The sequence below is a fragment of the Pseudomonas sp. MF09150 genome (assembly GCF_059862355.1).
The window spans coordinates 370,629-386,356 of sequence record NZ_JCBCUS010000007.1 but is presented as its reverse complement, the minus strand read 5'-3'; the positions used below and the strand labels follow the sequence as shown (position 1 = coordinate 386,356).

Here is a 15,728-nt window from a genome sequence, read left to right as displayed (position 1 = left end):
GGGTGCGAACAATGTCCATGTGCGCGTTGTAGCGTTTGAGGCGAACTGATAGTGATGAATTTTCGCTGAGGGCCCTCAGGGCTATGCGGCGGTGAGCCATCAGGCGAATTGCGGACGGAATGAGGATCGTCATGAGAAGTAAGCATGACTTTAGAATGCTGGCTGGCTGTTCTAATGCCGAGGGCTGTGGCGTAAATAACAGCAAGTTAACGCCAGAGCTGGCATGGCTTGTTGGTAGCAGAGTAACATTGGGCAATTGCATGGTTTTCATCCAAGAGTTCTGTGTGATACGTCGGGTCGGTGCTGGTAACACTGACCTGGCATTTTTTATTTTCGGCCTCTGTTCTGCTGGCCATGTGACTCGAATCCTTTCCTGACGGACTCCCATTGCGGCTTTCGCGCTCAACGGGATCCACCCTTAGCTGTCCGCTCAATCCAAGCCTTGAGTTCCTTCATCAGGATCAAGCGTCGCCGCCCGAGCTTGAATGCTTTGAGGTCACCTGAAGCCATAACCTCGTAGATGCCTGATCGGGAGTAGCCGGTCAGACGTGCGGCTTCTTCGACGCTTACAGACAGCGATGGGGTGATTTCTGCGTTGCTCATACCTTTCTCCTTGAGTACCCCGGTGGACTGTACGATACTGAACCGGACGTAAGCATATTATTTGTAAGTAACATTTGATGCAAGCAGATTTTGTTACTTACACATTGGAGTGAGAATGGCAAACCGTTCAAAAAAGGTCGTGATTTCGGCAAGGATCCCCCCTCGACTCAAGGCTGCTCTTGATCTTGCGTCGATTTTGGAGGGGCAGCCGATAGTGAAGCTGCTGGAAGCTTTGCTAGAAGAGGGGCTTAATGAAATTGACGCACCTAACCCGTTTAGGGGGGGGCAGTTGGATGGCAGTAAGCTCAATTTTATGACTGTGTTTGATGCTATTTGGACAGAGGATGAAGTGCTTTTCAGGCTTAGGACATGGGCAGCTGGGCCTGAGTTTTCAAGTGTAAAAATTTGGCGCCGGATAACGAGCCTAATTCAGTCAGATTATTTTAAAGGTGACGTTGATCTTTTCGGCGATTTGAACGGCTACACCCAAACATGGGGTGGTGTTCCTGAAAGGTATCTAATTAATCTGGATTTGATTAAGGAGGAATGGATGCTGATTGACGAATATTTATCATTCCTTGATAAAAATACGAATCTGTCCCCATCGTATGAGTCTTTCAAAAAAATGCTGCAAAGTGAAAGCGTTAAATGAGCTCAACTGCTGCTGCTTTTGTGCCTGGAGCGAGATGCGCGTAACGCAGTGTCATTTTTATATCCGAATGACCTAGCAGATCACGTACTGTATTTAGCGGCACGCCGGCCATCACCAGGCGTGATGCGAAGTCATGGCGCATATCATGCCAGCGAAACCCCTCGATTTTGGCCCGTTCTAACAGCCTGAGCCAGGCGCTTTTAACGTCCTCTAATCGGCCTCCTTCCTGGCTCGGGAATACATAACGAGATTTGCCAGCCTGTTTTTTCCATTGCTCCAGAACGCTCACGGTTTCCTTGTTCATGGGGATGTGCCGGGTATCGCTCGTTTTGGTTGTATCGCCAGCGGCAGTGATTGTGTTTGTGTTGAAGTTCACGGCAGACCATTTCAGATCGAATAGCTCACCGCGCCTCATGCCAGTGTTCAGTGATACCAGCACCATTGGTTTCAGGTGATCGGTGAAAGGCAGTTGCAGCAAACTTTGCATCTGTTGCCTGCCACGAACCGCACGCCACTGATTCGCACTCTCACGCTCAGCTCGCATTTCATCCTGACGAGTGTCCATGGCGTCGCGAAGGCGTTTGGCCTCGTCGGTGTCCAGGTAGCGAACTAGGCCCAATGAGTCGACCTTGAGCTGTTTCAGCTTGGCCAGTGGATGCGTACTGAGGTACTCCCACTCAACAGCACGGCTGAACACGCCGCTGATTGAGCCCATTTTTCGGTTAACCGTCGACGGCTTATTGCCAGCCTGCATCCAAGCAGTACGGATTTGCTCCAGGTCACGGCCAGATATCGCGTCGATGCGCTGAGGCATGATCGCGTCAAAGTTGTTGTCCAGGGTGTGCAGGGTCTTTTCGTGGCCCTTATGGTGAGCCTTAAACCAGGGCATGTAAGTGTCGTCGATAAAGTCGCGCAAAGAGGGAAGGGTGGCCCCCTTGCGACCTTGAGTTATGGCTAAGGGCTCTCCTAGCTTGCGTGCCTCTGCAAGGTACTGTGTTGCCTCTTGCCGGGCCTGGTCAAGCGTCAGGATGCCCACGCGCCCAAGGGTCTTTTTACGTGCCCGTGCCCAAGTCACCACGTAAGACTTGGCGCCTGCGGCTGTTACGCGAACAAACAGTCCCGTGACGGTAGTATCGTGGATCTCGTATTCACGACCTGTTACCTGCATGGATGCCAGCAGTTTGGCGGTCAGCTTTTCTTTCACTTGAACCTCATGGGTGCAATATGGGTGCAAGAATGACTATACGGAACCGTTTTGTCGGACACAACCGGACTGAAAAGCCCAGTGGTGGCGGGGATAGTCCATTGGTTGCTGAGCGTCGTATAGCCCTCCTAAGGGGAAGGTTGCAGGTTCGAACCCCGCCTGGGACACCATATTGAAAGCCCACCAGTCATTTTCCTGTGCAGCCATAGGGCAACAGGATGACAGCGGGCTAAAAAAGCCCCACCGGGCATTGCCCGGGCGGGGCTTTTTCATGAAGGGCTATAGCAGTTTGCGCTGACTCATGAGACCGCAAGTGCCAACCTTCAATCGGAAGTCTTGGCATAAGATCTGCGGTTAAGTCCCTCAGCACTGGTTGTGAACAACAAGAACTGTCTTTTATAAGTACTTGTGACGATATAAAAGAGTTACTCATGAAACTGCTGCATGGCGGCCCTCACCAGCAATGCGTAATCCGGGTTGGTCTCGTTCATTTGCATAAAAGCTTCTTCTTCAATGGCCCGCATTAACGTCGAGAACTGCACTCTGGGTAATCCTTTTTTCCAGCTATAGAGATGGCGCAAAGACAAGGGGGAGTTATACAGGTCATTAAATACTGCACACAGCCCGTCAGGCACGTCGCGCATGATGCTCTTTATGTAGCAATCCCAATCGGACGAGGCTTGTTCCCACGCAGCATCGACTTCATCCCAGTCTTGATAGGTTTCCGCGTCCAGAGGCAAGCCCAGGCTCTGGGCCTGGATGGCCGCTTCAAGCAGTGCGTCGCAGATTTCAACCTGGAAGTCGTTGGTGTTCAGCCAGTACAGTTGTGAACAGATGTCCTTTATAAGCCTGAGCGGATGGAGGCGTTTGGTTGAAATCTGCTCGTTGCTGATTGAGTCGAGTTCGCTGAATTTACCGAGTATGGAGTGGCCATTATTGAGTGCCGACAGTCGTTGAAGTAAGGCGTTTTTTGTCTTGTTTATTCTTTCTTGTGAAAAGTCCGAGTCATAGTAGTAGTCCGAGTTGTCGCCCATTAGCGTCAGGGTTTGTTCTCGGGTGATTCTCTTTATCTCTACCAAGTCCGCGGTGGATCGTTCGGCGAACAGTTTCTCGCCAAAGCAGTCGGTGCTTGCAATAAATAGAATGTGATCGAAGTTCATTTAAAGATTTGTCGATGTCTTTGAGTGTGCCCGCTCATGTCTATCAGCGGGAGATCGATAGGCTCAGTAGTCGGTGGCGGGCCGGTTGACGGCTTTGTGCCCTAATAACGCACACCAAGTGGTGAGCGGGGTTACTAGCGCAACCACCACCAAGCTGGCTGGAGTCAAAACCAGTGGGCCGAAGCCGGTTGGAGCCAGCAGTGCGCTGAGCAGGCGTTTGCAGCAGGCGGGCTCCAGGGCTCCGCCGAGCAATGTCAGCAACAGGGTCAGGGGCAGGCTGATTATCAGGGTCAGTGCGTAGCCGATAAGTACTCGGTGGGCCGACCTCCAGGCAAGCGCGTGGCGGTTGGCGAATAAAAAGGTCTGCAATACCCACCCCAGCAGCAGCGCCGGGGCAGACAGGTAGGACAGGAATACCAGGTATTCGGAAAGGGGTATGGATTGCTCGGCTGACATCGGGGCGTCTTAATCGTGGGGTGGATAGGGTTCGCCGTCATCGCCCTGGACTTAGGCGTCGAGGCGCTGGGCGATGTCGATCAGCTTGGTGATGGCCTGGTCTGAGGGGCTCTTTGTGTAGGCTTCCCCGCGTTCCAGGTCAAACCAGAGGGGGAAGCGCTCTGCGCCGATCAGGACGATAAAGTCATTTTCGCTGTTGTCTGGATCTCGCTGCACTTGAGCGTCCGCAGCCACGTAGGCCGTCCACTCCGCAGCGCTGATGGCGGGGCCCGTCTCATCGGCCCAGAAAGCCTTGCGGGTAATGTGCAGGTCGTAGCCGGCAAGGGCGTTGCTGCCTGCCAGCGCCAACAGGATAAAAATCAGGGCGCGCATCATGGGTCCTTCCCGAGCAATGGGACGACTATTTACCAGCAGCCTGGCCCGATGGCGAGCATCTTTGTGCAACCGCCGGCTTCGGCCGATGGGGGCACGTTTGTACCTTGCAGATTTGGCTCTAAAAAATGCGTATTGCCTGCCGCCTCCCTATAAGGGAACGGCGCTCCTGGCCGATAACTCGTTGGACAGTGGTTTTCTCGGGCTGCGCCGGCGCCTGCAAGTGCTCTGTGCATGTGCGGGCAATCACAGATAAACCGTAAAAGCGGTTGATGGCTTATCGCTACCCGTTATTATCTGCGCGCCGAAATGGGCCGGGCTTGTCCTTGCAGTGGCCAATGGGTTCATCTTCTTAATTGCCTGGAATCTTCGATGCTGGCGTACCACCAAAAAAGCTTTTTGATCGTCGATGATTTCTCCGATTTCCGCAGTTCGGTGCGTTCGATGTTGCGTGAGCTGGGCGTCAAGGACGTGGACACAGCGGACACCGGCGAGCAGGCCCTGCGTATGTGTGCGCAGAAGCGCTACGATTTCATCCTGCAGGACTACCACCTGGGTGACGGCAAGAAGAACGGCCAGCAAGTGCTCGAAGACTTGATGACCGACAAGCTGATCAGCCACGAAAGCGTGTTCCTGATGGTGACTGCCGAGAGCAGCCAGGCCATGGTTCTCAGTGCCCTGGAGCACGAGCCCGATGCGTACCTGACCAAGCCGTTCAACCGTTCCGGCCTGGCCCAGCGTCTGGAACGCCTGCAGCAGCGCAAGAATCTGCTGAAGCCGATCCTGGAGGCCCTGGATCGCGGCAAGCCGGTGGAAGTGCTCAATGCCTGCATTGCCCTGTGCAAGCAGGACCCGCGTTATTCGCCGCTGTGCCTGCGTTATCGGGCCGATGCGTTGCGCGATATGAATCAGAACGAAGCGCTGGAGCGTTTGTACAACACGATTCTGGCGGACCGTCCGCTGCCTTGGGCCTATGTCGGCCTGGGCCGCTTGCTGTTCAAGCGTGGCCAGGTGGGGCAGGCCAAGGATGTCTACGAGAAGGCCCTGAAGCAGTTTCCGATGATGCCTGCGCTCTATGACGGCCTGGCCGACGTGCTGGTGGTCGAAGGCGATGCCAAGCGCGCGCAGCATGTGCTGGAAGAGGCGGTGCGCCTGTCGCCGCTGGCGGTGCGTCGCCAGGCGTTGCTGGGCAAGCTGGCGATGGGCAACGAAGACTTTGAGACCGCCTCCAAGGCCTATCGCCAGGCGGTGTCCCAAGGTGCGCAGTCGCGGTTCAAGGACCCGGAGAGCAACCTCGGCCTGGCCCACGCGCTGATCAGCAAGGGCAGCGAAAAAGGCCTGGATACCCGGACCCGACTGGAAATCAACACTACCCTGAGTGCGGTGGCCAAGGAAAACCCCACCGACCCGGGCTTGCAGATTCGCGCACGGCTGATGAAGGCCACCAGCCTGTTGCTCAACGATGCGGAAACCGCGGAAAAACTCACCGAGCAAGCCATGCTGCGGCTGGATGGCATGGAGCAGTTCATGAGTCCGGAGGCCGCGCTGCTGGTGGCCAAGCAGTTGCAGATGCTCGGCCAGGCGAGCGCCGGCGCATCGATGCTGAAAAACTGCGCGGAGATCTACGGTGATGATCCGAAGGTGATGCAGGGCATTGCCAAGCTCACCGACGACCCGACGATTCTCAACACCTCCAACGCTGCGGCCGATCTCAATCGCCAAGGTGTGCGCAGCTATAAGGCCGGCACCCTGGGCGAGGCGCGCGAGCTGTTCCGCCGGGCGCTGGCGATGCAGCCGAAGAACATCAGTATCGCGCTGAACATGGCGCAGTCGTTGTTGCACGGCGCCGATGCCAGCGCCGATCCGGCATTGCTCGAAGAGTGCCGGGCGAGCTTGAAGATGGTGGGCTTGATGCCCGACAGCGACCCGCGCTATCCCCGTTACCAGAAGCTGCGAAGCAAGGCGTTTGGCGAATGAACGAGAGTGAACAGGGGCTGGATTTTTCCACGGTGATCGCCTCCACCGTACACGACATGAAAAACTCCCTGACCTTGCTGATGCAGGCCCAGGCCCAGTGGCTGGCACGCCTGCCCGAGCCTGAGCGCAACAGCTCGGAGCAGGGTGTGATCGATTTCGAGTTCGCCCACCTCAACGGCATGCTGGTGCAGCTGCTCGGGCTGTACAAACTCGGCGCCAACCAGTTGCCATTGCGGCCCGACTACCACGAGCTGGATGACTTTATCGAAGCCCAGTTGGCCAGCCATCAGGACGTGTTCAAGAGCCGTGGCATTGCCGCGAGCTATGACGTTGATCCGTTGAGTCCGCTGGGCTTTTTCGACCGCGAGCTGATCGCCTCGGTGCTGGCCAACAGCATCAACAATGCCATCCGCTACGCACGTCATGCGCTGCTGATCAGCGTGCATGACGAAGCCGGGCAGACGGTGCTGACCATCAATGATGACGGCGACGGTTACCCGCCGCAGATGATCGAGCGCCAGGACGATTACGTGCAGGGCATCAACCACAGCAGCGGCAGCACCGGCCTGGGCCTGTACTTCGCCGGCAGGATTGCCGAGTTGCATCAGCGCAACGGCATCCGTGGTCGTACCCGGATCAGCAACGGCGGACCTTTGGGCGGCGGTGTGTTCAGTCTTTATCTGCCTTGATGGACGGCCGGCAGCGGGTGCCGTGGGTGAGGTGTGCCGAGCTTTGTGGTTTTTTGCTCACGGCTGCTTGATATTCCGAACAGCCGAAGCCTATTTTGTACGGGTCGCCGTTCTCGGCTCGTACAACAACAAGGATTGAGTCATGACAACCGATGGCCATCGTTCACTCGCACAGCGATTGACGGGCATTGATGAGATTGAATGTGTCACTCCGGACCTCAATGGAGTGCCCCGCGGCAAGGTAATGACCGCAGAAGGTTTTCTCGAAGGGCGGCGGTTGCAGATGGCACGGGGCGTGCTGCTGCAATGCATCATGGGCGGATACCCGCCCGCGCGCTTTTACGGCAGCGACGACGGCGACCTGGCGCTCGTGGCCGATCCGCAACAGATCCATCGCCTGCCCTGGAGCCAGCAGCCACGTGCCCTGGCGATCTGCGATGCGGATGAATTGACGGGCGAAAGCTCGCGTCTGTCCACTCGCGGCCAGCTCAAGGCGGTGATCGCCCGGTATGCGGCCCATGGCCTGGCGCCGGTGGTGGCCACCGAACTTGAGTTTTTTGTGTTTGCGCCCAACACCGATCCGACTCAGCCATTCCAGCCGCCCGTAGGCCTGGACGGGCGTCGCGAGGACGGGCATTCGGCGTTCAGTGTCAGTTCCAACAATGGCCTGCGTCCGTTTTTCAGTGAGGTGTATGCGTGCATGGCGGCGCTGGGCCTGCCCCGCGATACCTTCATGCATGAAATGGGCGTCAGCCAGTTCGAGATCAACCTGCTGCACGGCGATCCCCTGCTGCTGGCCGACCAGACGTTCCTGTTCAAACACCTGCTCAAGGAAGTGGCGCTCAAGCATGGCCTGACCGTGGTGTGCATGGCCAAGCCATTGGCCCATACCCCGGGCAGCTCGATGCATATTCACCAGAGCATCGTCGAGATCGGCAGTGGGCGGAACGTGTTCAGCGACGACGCGGGGCAGCCAACGGCGACCTTCCGTCACTTTATCGGCGGACAGCAGGCCGGCATGGCGGATTTCACCGCGTTGTTCGCGCCCAACGTCAATTCTTATCAGCGCCTGTGCCATCCTTACGCATCGCCGAACAATGCGTGCTGGTCCCATGACAACCGCGCCGCAGGCTTGCGTATTCCGGCCAGTTCGCCGGTGGCGCGCCGGGTGGAAAACCGCCTGCCGGGGGCGGATGCCAACCCTTATCTGGCCATCGCCGCCAGCCTGGCAGCCGGCCTGCACGGCATCGAAAACGAACTGGAACCGCAAGCCGCGATCCAGGGTGAATTCGAAGTGCCGGACAGTTTGTCACTGCCTTGTACCTTGCATGCGGCCCTTGAACGTCTGAAACGTAGTCCATTGGCCAAGGAACTGTTCGGCAAAGAGTTCATCGAAGGCTACATCGCTTCGAAGACCATGGAGTTGACCAGCTTCTTTGATGAAATTACTCCCTGGGAACGGCGTGTTTTAGCGGCCCAGGCCTAACTGAACCGTCGCCGTCGGGCTGTCGTGAAGACGGCCCGACACTCAATTCAAGGAGCCGCTCGGAACGCCGATGCGCCAAATCTGGAAATCCTTTCGAGCGCTTTATTTCGCCTCGCTGATGATGCTTATCGGCTCGGGCTTGCTCAGCACTTATCTGGCATTGCGCCTGGCCGCCGACCATGTCGATGGCTTATGGGTCGGTGCCTTGATGGCGGCCAACTACTTCGGCCTGGTCCTGGGCGGCAAGATCGGCCATCGGCTGATTGCCCGGGTCGGGCACATCCGCGCCTACGCCACCTGTGCCGGTATCGTCGGGGCTGCCGTTCTCGGCCATGGCCTGGTGGACTGGCTGCCGGCCTGGCTGGTGCTGCGGGTGATCGTCGGCCTGGGCATGATGTGCCAGTACATGGTCATCGAGAGCTGGCTGAACGAGCAGGCCGAGGCCAAGCAGCGTGGACTGGTGTTCAGCGGCTATATGATCGCTTCGTACCTGGGGCTGGTCCTGGGGCAACTGATTCTGGTCATGCACCCGGCCCTTGGCCTGGAACTGCTGATGCTGGTAGCCCTGTGCTTCGCTCTGTGCCTGGTACCGGTGGCCATGACCCGTCGCATTCACCCGGCGCCACTGCACCCGGCGCCGATGGAGCCACGCTTCTTTATCAAACGCGTGCCGCAATCTCTGAGTACGGTGCTGGGGGCGGGGCTGATTGTTGGCTCGTTCTACGGCCTGGCGCCGCTGTACGCCTCTCAGCAGGGGTTGAGCACCGAGCAGGTTGGTCTGTTCATGGGCTGCTGCATTTTTGCCGGCCTGCTGGTGCAGTGGCCGTTGGGCTGGCTCTCGGATCGTTATGACCGGGCGATGCTGATTCGCTGCTTTGCGATGTTTCTGGCGGTGGCGGCGCTGCCCCTGGCGATCTTTCCGAGTGTGCCGCTGGAGGTGCTGTTTGCCTTGGGTTTCCTGTGTTCGCTGGTGCAGTTCTGCCTGTATCCGTTGGCGGTGGCTTTTTCCAATGACCATGTCGAAGGCGATCGCCGTGTGTCGCTGACCGCCATGCTGCTGGTGACCTACGGTGTGGGCGCGAGCATCGGGCCGTTGGTGGCGGGCGTGCTGATGAAGCTGTTCGGCAGCCAGATGCTCTACGCGTTCTTCAGTTTCTTCGCGTTGGTCCTGGTGTGGCGGATCCGGCCGAAGGCGGTGACCAATCTGCATCAGGTCGATGATGCCCCGCTGCAGCACGTGGCGATGCCGGACAGCATGTCCAGCTCACCACTGGTGGCGGCTCTTGACCCACGGGTGGATGAGCAAGTGGTGCAGGATCAGATGCAGAACCCCGTCGAGCCGGTGGCCGACGAGCCAGCGGCTGATGAGTCGCCGGCAACCGAGGCTGAGAATGAGGTCAAGCCCGAGGATGAGGGGCCGCATCATCTCAGTGGCGCCAGGCCTTAGGGTCTGGCGGTTGCCGGAAGGCGGCGCAAAAAAAACGGGCAGTCACCGCAAGGGGCTGCCCGTTTTCATGTCTGGCGTTGGCTTACATGTCGTCTTTATCGAAGCGCCGTGCTTCGCGTTGCAGCTGATAGACGAAACGCTCGACCTGGCGCTGTACCAGGCCGCTCATATTATGAAAGCGGACCCCGGCGAAGGTGATATCGATGCGCTCTTCATAGTGCAGATACCGCAGCTCGACGGGAGCAGTCATGCTGCCGAAGGGCAGGGCGGCGATAAAACGTTCGTAGACTTGGCCCAGTTGCAGACGCTCGGAGATATCGCCTTCAAAGCGCAGTTTGCAACCGGTGGCCGAGATATCCAGCAGCTTGCCGCGGATGGACTCCTTGAGCTTTTCGCCGTCGAGTTCGACGTTGACCAGTTGCGAAAGCTTGAGCGCTGCGCGGAAGGCGCTGCGGCGCTGGTGATAGACCACTTCGTCCGGCAGGGTGCCACGGTAGCAGCGACCGTTGTTGGACTCATCAAGGGTCGGGGTGCTGGTGCTTTCCCAGGCGATACGCACGCCTTCATGGAAGCCTTCGACGCGAAATGGCTCGCCGGCCAGCATGAAACGTTCACCGTCGCGGGGAATCATTTCATCGAGGGCAATCATGTTGCTGTCGCGATCGACTTCGACCAGATAGCTCTGAAAGCGCTGGCTGCGCTCATGGAAGGTGATGATCAGCGGGTCATGGCTCTCTTGTAGCATCCGCAGGTTCGAAGCTATCTCCAGAGGAGTGGTGAGAACCTTAGGGGGCTGCGGAGCATCTTCCGCGCTTGGGGCATTGAACACGGTTCATCAGTCTCCAGACAAAATACGACTACACGCAAGAGCCAGCATTTTGCCAGCATGTTTCGCAGCTTGATAGGGCGCGCACATTTTCCGGGGTCAAGCCTGACTGAGCGGGCGCGGCTTCGCAAGCAGGGAGGTCGATCCGCGGGCGTCATACAGTGCGGGGCTTTCGCCGCCGTTGAGGATTTTCAGCTGGTTCGCGGTGGTGGCCTGCTGAACCTGGATCGAGCGACCGTTGAGTTCATTGGTCGCCTGACACTCGGCGAGCAGCTCGGTCAGCACATCGCTTTGCTCAAGCAATTGCGGGCCGATCGAGGAATGTTCGGCGAGTTGCTCAAGGCCGGCGCGACTGGCGGGTAGGTTCAGGCTGGCAAGAATCTCGCTGCGCTTGCGGCCATGCTGTTCGAGCAGAATGATCAGCGCATGTTTCTGCGCCAGAATATCCTCCAGTAGCGGCATGTCGCGGCCGTACAGAGCGAGGGATTCGGTCTTCAGCAGTTCCAGCAATTGTTGAGCTGGAGCAAAATCTTCAGTGATCAGTTGCAGTAAATTAGAGTCGTGCATGGCTGGCCTTGGGTTTTAAGCGTCCAAAAGCCTGGCGCAGGCCTTTGGCTAGCGCTGGGCTTCGAAATTGAGCAGTTTGCTGGCTACACGGTTGCTGTCGACTTTATAGCTGCCATCGGCAATCGCTGCTTTCAACTCGGCCACGCGGGCTTTGTCGACGGCAGGCTGATCGCGCAGCTTGTCAGTGACCTTTTGCAAACGCTGAGCCTCATTGCTGAGGTGTACCGATTCCCCGCTTTTGGTGGTACTGGCTTGTTCAGCCGGGGTAGCCAGCGGCGCAGACTTGTCGGTGTCGCCGATGTCTTTGTTGGCGCTGGTACGCGTACTGCCGGTAAGTGAGGGGGAGCTGTTTAAACGGCTGAAATCGATGACCATGATAAAAAAACCTCTGGGTATTTGGACGCTTGCCATGTTTTCGGCCATACCCTGGAAAACTTTAGGCGCTATTGTCGATTAACCAACGCCCATGGCTGCGGCCCGCATGGACCACAGTTTAGGGAAGGGCGGGCTTGTGCGCCAGTTCCTACATTGCGACTTCTACTTGGCCGGGAGCGGTAATCCGGGCCTTGATCACACGTTTCGAGTTCAGGTTCTTGACCCTTATCTGCTCGTTCATGCCGCCGTTGGACAGTGCTTCGCCGGGCATTCGCACGTTCAGGGTGCCGCTGCGGGCAGATATCACTACTTGATCGCCCTTGCGCACCACCTCGGCCTGCTCCAGGTGCAGTTGGGTAATGACTTGATCGGCGACCATTGGTCGGACAAGTTTCTGCCCAATGGCATCGTCGACCGAGGTCAGGTAACCCTGGTTGATCTGGCTGATGTCACGTTCACGCAAAGTGACCTCCTCCGGCGCAATGATACCGGCGCGCTTGAGGGGGCGGGTCGTGGTCACCACTTCGCGAAACAGTTTGACCTGGGCCGGCACGAACACGGTCCAGGGCGAGGCGCCGTCGCAGCGAACCTTGACCGTGACACGGCCAATGGGCTGCGCCGGGCTTTCAAGGGTGGCTGTCAATTCCTTGTCGCAATTGGGCATGCGCATGCGCGGATCGAGTTGGGCAACCGTGATTTCATAGCGTCCGGCGGTTTGACTGGTGGCCAGATAGTCTTCTACGGTGAATTCAAGAAACCCTTGAGTGACGCCGATAAGTAGATCAGGCAGGGTGACCGAGTCAGCAAGGGCAGGGCCGCCAGGGTTGAAAATAGACAAAACTGACAGCGCGCAAAGTAATTTGCGGCAGTTTGATGTCAGGCGTCGGAAAAGTGTCGTTTTGGCGTTCATAACAGTTAAAAAGCAAGCCCCGTGCCGTTTAGCGATGAGCGTGCGTCGGAACTTAAAGCTTTGGGGAGTCTGGGCATGGCGGGTGTAATGGATGCGGTTAACCAGCGCACGCAACTGGTTGGGCAGAATCGCCTGGAGCTGCTGCTGTTCCGTCTGGACGGCCAGCAGCTTTACGGGATCAACGTGTTCAAGGTTCGGGAAGTGTTGCAGTGCCCGAAACTGACCTTGATGCCTAAATCCAGTCCTGTCGTGTGCGGTGTCGCAAGTATTCGCGGGGCGACCATCCCGATCCTGGATCTGGCGATGGCCACCGGTTCGGGTGGTTTGAAAGACCTGAGCAACCCGTTTGTGATCATCACTGAGTACAACACCAAGACCCAGGGGTTTCTGGTGCGGTCGGTGGAACGTATCGTCAACATGAACTGGGAGGAGATCCATCCGCCACCCAAGGGCACCGGTCGCGATCACTACCTGACGGCCGTGACCCGGGTTGACAATCAGTTGGTCGAAATCATCGATGTCGAGAAGGTGCTGGCGGAAGTGGCGCCGACCTCGGAAGTGATTTCAGTCGGTGTGGTGGACGTCGAAACCCAGCACAAGGCGATATCCCTGCGGGTACTGACCGTCGACGATTCGTCGGTGGCACGCAAGCAGGTGACACGCTGCCTGCAGACGGTTGGCGTGGAAGTGGTCGCGCTGAACGACGGCCGCCAGGCCCTGGATTACCTGCGCAAGCTGGTGGACGAGGGCAAGAAGCCGGAAGAAGAATTTCTGATGATGATTTCCGACATCGAGATGCCGGAGATGGACGGTTACACCCTCACGGCCGAGATACGCAACGATCCGCGCATGCAAAAACTGCATATCATCCTGCATACTTCGTTGTCAGGTGTATTCAATCAGGCGATGGTGAAGAAGGTCGGTGCCGATGACTTTCTTGCCAAATTCCGTCCTGATGACCTGGCATCCCGGGTAGTCGACCGGATCAAAGCAGCAGACAACAGCTAGGGGCATCGGCTCTTGGCGGTCATACGATTTAAGAGGCGGCATCATTGTCTACGGGTAATTTGGATTTCGAACAGTTCCGGGTCTTCCTGGAAAAAGCCTGTGGGATCTTGCTGGGTGAGAACAAGCAATATCTGGTATCGAGCCGTCTCAACAAACTGATGGAACAGCAGGGCATCAAATCCCTGGGTGAGCTGGTGCAGCGTATTCAGACCCAGCCGCGCAGCGGTTTGCGCGAGCAGGTGGTGGATGCCATGACCACTAACGAAACCTTATGGTTTCGCGATACCTATCCCTTTGAGGTCCTGAAGAACAAGGTCCTTCCCGAAGCGATCAAGGCCAGTCCGAACCAGCGCTTGCGCATCTGGTCGGCCGCCTGCTCGTCGGGCCAGGAACCCTACTCGTTGTCGATGTCGATCGACGAGTTCGAACGGACCAACATGGGTCACCTGAAAATGGGTGTGCAGATCGTTGCCACCGATTTGTCCGGCACCATGCTCAACAACTGCAAGACCGGCGAATACGACAGCCTGGCGATTGGCCGCGGCCTGTCTGCCGAGCGCCTGCAACGCTACTTCGACCCGAAAGGGCCGGGGCGCTGGGCGATCAAGGCGCCGATCAAGAGTCGGGTGGAGTTCCGCTCGTTCAATCTGCTGGACAGCTACGCGAGCCTCGGCAAGTTCGACATCGTGTTCTGCCGCAACGTGTTGATCTACTTCTCCGCTGAGGTGAAGAAGGACATCCTGATGCGCATTCACAGCACCTTGAAGCCGGGCGGTTACCTGTTTCTTGGCGCATCCGAGGCGCTCAACGGCCTGCCTGATCATTTCCAGATGGTTCAGTGCAGCCCGGGGATCATCTACCAGGCGAAGTAGGCCGGGTGGAGAGCGAGTCGATAAAAGGAGGCCCTTGTGCCTCCTTTTTTGTGCCTGGTCGTTGCCGGGGCGCGGCGTAAAAGCGGCAGTGAGGTTGCCGCTTTGCTGGCGCATCGCGGAAATCCATTGCCGCTTTTCTGGCATTGCCGCCTTGCCGCTACCGGCGAAGCCTTGATTTACGGGGCTTTTGCACTTGGCACGGGGCTTGCTATATCCAGATTACGAAAAATCAGGTCACCCAAAGGTTTCCCGACATGAGCATCAGCTTCGATAAAGCGCTCGGTATCCATGAACAGGCTCTGGGCTTTCGCGCCAAGCGCGCCGAAGTTCTGGCCAACAACATCGCGAACGCCGACACCCCGAACTACAAGGCTCGGGATCTGGATTTCTCCGCCGTGCTCGCCGAGCAGAACGAGAAGACCAAGAACGGCACCTTTGCCTTGAACATGACCAACAGCCGTCATATCGAAGCTGAAGGCATGGGTAACGGCGACGAGTCGCTGCTGTACCGCACGCCGATGCAGCCTTCCATCGACCAGAACACCGTGGACGCCCAACTGGAACAGTCGAACTACGCCGAGAACTCGGTCAACTTCCAGGCCAGCTTCACGCTGCTCAACAGCAAATTCAAAGGGCTGATTTCGGCCCTGCGCGGAGAGTAATCCATGTCCCTCGCCAGTGTTTTCAATATCGCCGGTAGCGGCATGAGTGCTCAGACCACTCGCTTGAACACCGTCGCCAGTAACATCGCCAACGCCGAGACCGTGTCGTCGAGCATCGACCAGACCTACCGTGCCCGCCACCCGGTGTTCGCCACCATGTTCCAGGGTGCGCAGAGCGGTGGCAGCCAGTCGCTGTTCCAGAACCAGGACTCCACTGGCCAGGGCGTGCAGGTGCTGGGTGTGGTCGAAGACCAGAGCAACCTCGAAGCGCGTTACGAGCCTAACCATCCGTCCGCTGACGCCAAGGGTTATGTCTACTACCCCAACGTCAACGTGGTTGAAGAAATGGCCGACATGATTTCCGCGAGCCGTTCGTTTCAGACCAACGCCGAAATGATGAACACCGCCAAGACCATGATGCAGAAGGTCCTGACCCTGGGTCAGTGATAAGGGGCCTCTCCA

Annotated in this window: 18 protein-coding genes; 9 read left to right on the top strand and 9 right to left on the bottom strand. The window is 57.6% G+C overall.

What is annotated here, in order from left to right; translation table 11 throughout:
- Positions 1-402: 402 nt before the first annotated feature.
- Positions 403-603, bottom strand: a complete 201-nt coding sequence (locus tag AC19YX_RS25470; protein WP_030131797.1) for a helix-turn-helix domain-containing protein — start codon at positions 601-603, stop codon at positions 403-405.
- Positions 604-718: 115 nt separating this feature from the next.
- On the opposite strand from AC19YX_RS25470, the gene AC19YX_RS25465 reads away from it, so the two are divergent.
- Positions 719-1,255, top strand: a complete 537-nt coding sequence (locus tag AC19YX_RS25465) for a hypothetical protein (RefSeq protein ID WP_030131798.1) — start codon at positions 719-721, stop codon at positions 1,253-1,255.
- On the opposite strand, the gene AC19YX_RS25460 is transcribed toward AC19YX_RS25465, so the two are convergent.
- From AC19YX_RS25460 to AC19YX_RS25445, 4 genes are all read right to left on the bottom strand, one after another.
- Complete coding sequence (locus AC19YX_RS25460; protein WP_500607288.1) at positions 1,248-2,459, bottom strand: site-specific integrase; 1,212 nt, start codon at positions 2,457-2,459, stop codon at positions 1,248-1,250. The genes AC19YX_RS25465 and AC19YX_RS25460 overlap by 8 nt on opposite strands.
- Before the next feature lie 425 nt (positions 2,460-2,884).
- The gene (locus AC19YX_RS25455) at positions 2,885-3,619 is read right to left on the bottom strand and encodes a hypothetical protein (RefSeq protein WP_500607287.1); all 735 of its coding nucleotides are present in this window, start codon (positions 3,617-3,619) and stop codon (positions 2,885-2,887) included.
- Between the two features lie 63 nt (positions 3,620-3,682).
- On the bottom strand, positions 3,683-4,075 hold the full coding sequence (locus AC19YX_RS25450) for a hypothetical protein (RefSeq protein ID WP_500607286.1): 393 nt from the start codon (positions 4,073-4,075) through the stop codon (positions 3,683-3,685).
- Between the two features lie 51 nt (positions 4,076-4,126).
- A complete protein-coding gene (locus AC19YX_RS25445; RefSeq protein WP_500607285.1) occupies positions 4,127-4,450 on the bottom strand; it encodes a hypothetical protein in 324 nt (107 codons plus the stop codon).
- A 369-nt stretch (positions 4,451-4,819) separates the two neighbouring features.
- Between AC19YX_RS25445 and AC19YX_RS25440 the strand changes: the two genes are divergently transcribed.
- The 4 genes from AC19YX_RS25440 (at position 4,820) to AC19YX_RS25425 (ending at position 10,046) form a co-directional block, all read left to right on the top strand.
- A complete protein-coding gene (locus tag AC19YX_RS25440; RefSeq protein WP_078470841.1) occupies positions 4,820-6,424 on the top strand; it encodes a tetratricopeptide repeat-containing response regulator in 1,605 nt (534 codons plus the stop codon).
- Positions 6,421-7,113, top strand: coding sequence for a sensor histidine kinase (locus tag AC19YX_RS25435; RefSeq protein WP_078470840.1), 693 nt, complete (start codon positions 6,421-6,423; stop codon positions 7,111-7,113). Before AC19YX_RS25440 ends, AC19YX_RS25435 begins: the two co-directional genes overlap by 4 nt.
- 244 nt (positions 7,114-7,357) lie before the next feature.
- Entirely contained in the window at positions 7,358-8,599 is a 1,242-nt protein-coding gene (locus AC19YX_RS25430; RefSeq protein WP_178102944.1) for a glutamine synthetase family protein, read from the top strand.
- A gap of 70 nt (positions 8,600-8,669) precedes the next feature.
- A complete protein-coding gene (locus tag AC19YX_RS25425) occupies positions 8,670-10,046 on the top strand; it encodes an MFS transporter (RefSeq protein ID WP_078470838.1) in 1,377 nt (458 codons plus the stop codon).
- 82 nt (positions 10,047-10,128) lie between these two features.
- Here the strand turns inward: AC19YX_RS25425 and AC19YX_RS25420 are convergent, their stop codons facing one another.
- The 4 genes from AC19YX_RS25420 to flgA form a co-directional block, all read right to left on the bottom strand.
- On the bottom strand, positions 10,129-10,875 hold the full coding sequence (locus AC19YX_RS25420; RefSeq protein WP_043228721.1) for a flagellar brake protein: 747 nt from the start codon (positions 10,873-10,875) through the stop codon (positions 10,129-10,131).
- A 96-nt stretch (positions 10,876-10,971) separates the two neighbouring features.
- Positions 10,972-11,439, bottom strand: a complete 468-nt coding sequence (locus tag AC19YX_RS25415; protein ID WP_020295660.1) for a flagella synthesis protein FlgN — start codon at positions 11,437-11,439, stop codon at positions 10,972-10,974.
- A gap of 48 nt (positions 11,440-11,487) precedes the next feature.
- On the bottom strand, positions 11,488-11,814 hold the full coding sequence (flgM, locus tag AC19YX_RS25410) for a flagellar biosynthesis anti-sigma factor FlgM (protein ID WP_078470837.1): 327 nt from the start codon (positions 11,812-11,814) through the stop codon (positions 11,488-11,490).
- A 148-nt stretch (positions 11,815-11,962) separates the two neighbouring features.
- Entirely contained in the window at positions 11,963-12,724 is a 762-nt protein-coding gene (gene flgA, locus AC19YX_RS25405; protein ID WP_500607284.1) for a flagellar basal body P-ring formation chaperone FlgA, read from the bottom strand.
- Between the two features lie 75 nt (positions 12,725-12,799).
- Between flgA and AC19YX_RS25400 the strand changes: the two genes are divergently transcribed.
- The 4 genes from AC19YX_RS25400 (at position 12,800) to flgC (ending at position 15,713) form a co-directional block, all read left to right on the top strand.
- Positions 12,800-13,732: a chemotaxis protein CheV gene (locus AC19YX_RS25400; protein WP_020295657.1), complete on the top strand. Its 933-nt coding sequence runs from the start codon at positions 12,800-12,802 to the stop codon at positions 13,730-13,732.
- A gap of 44 nt (positions 13,733-13,776) precedes the next feature.
- A complete protein-coding gene (cheR, locus tag AC19YX_RS25395) occupies positions 13,777-14,604 on the top strand; it encodes a protein-glutamate O-methyltransferase CheR (protein WP_078470835.1) in 828 nt (275 codons plus the stop codon).
- A gap of 254 nt (positions 14,605-14,858) precedes the next feature.
- Positions 14,859-15,266, top strand: coding sequence for a flagellar basal body rod protein FlgB (gene flgB, locus AC19YX_RS25390; RefSeq protein ID WP_020295655.1), 408 nt, complete (start codon positions 14,859-14,861; stop codon positions 15,264-15,266).
- Between the two features lie 3 nt (positions 15,267-15,269).
- The gene (gene flgC, locus AC19YX_RS25385) at positions 15,270-15,713 is read left to right on the top strand and encodes a flagellar basal body rod protein FlgC (RefSeq protein WP_020295654.1); all 444 of its coding nucleotides are present in this window, start codon (positions 15,270-15,272) and stop codon (positions 15,711-15,713) included.
- The last annotated feature ends 15 nt before the right edge of the window (positions 15,714-15,728 follow it).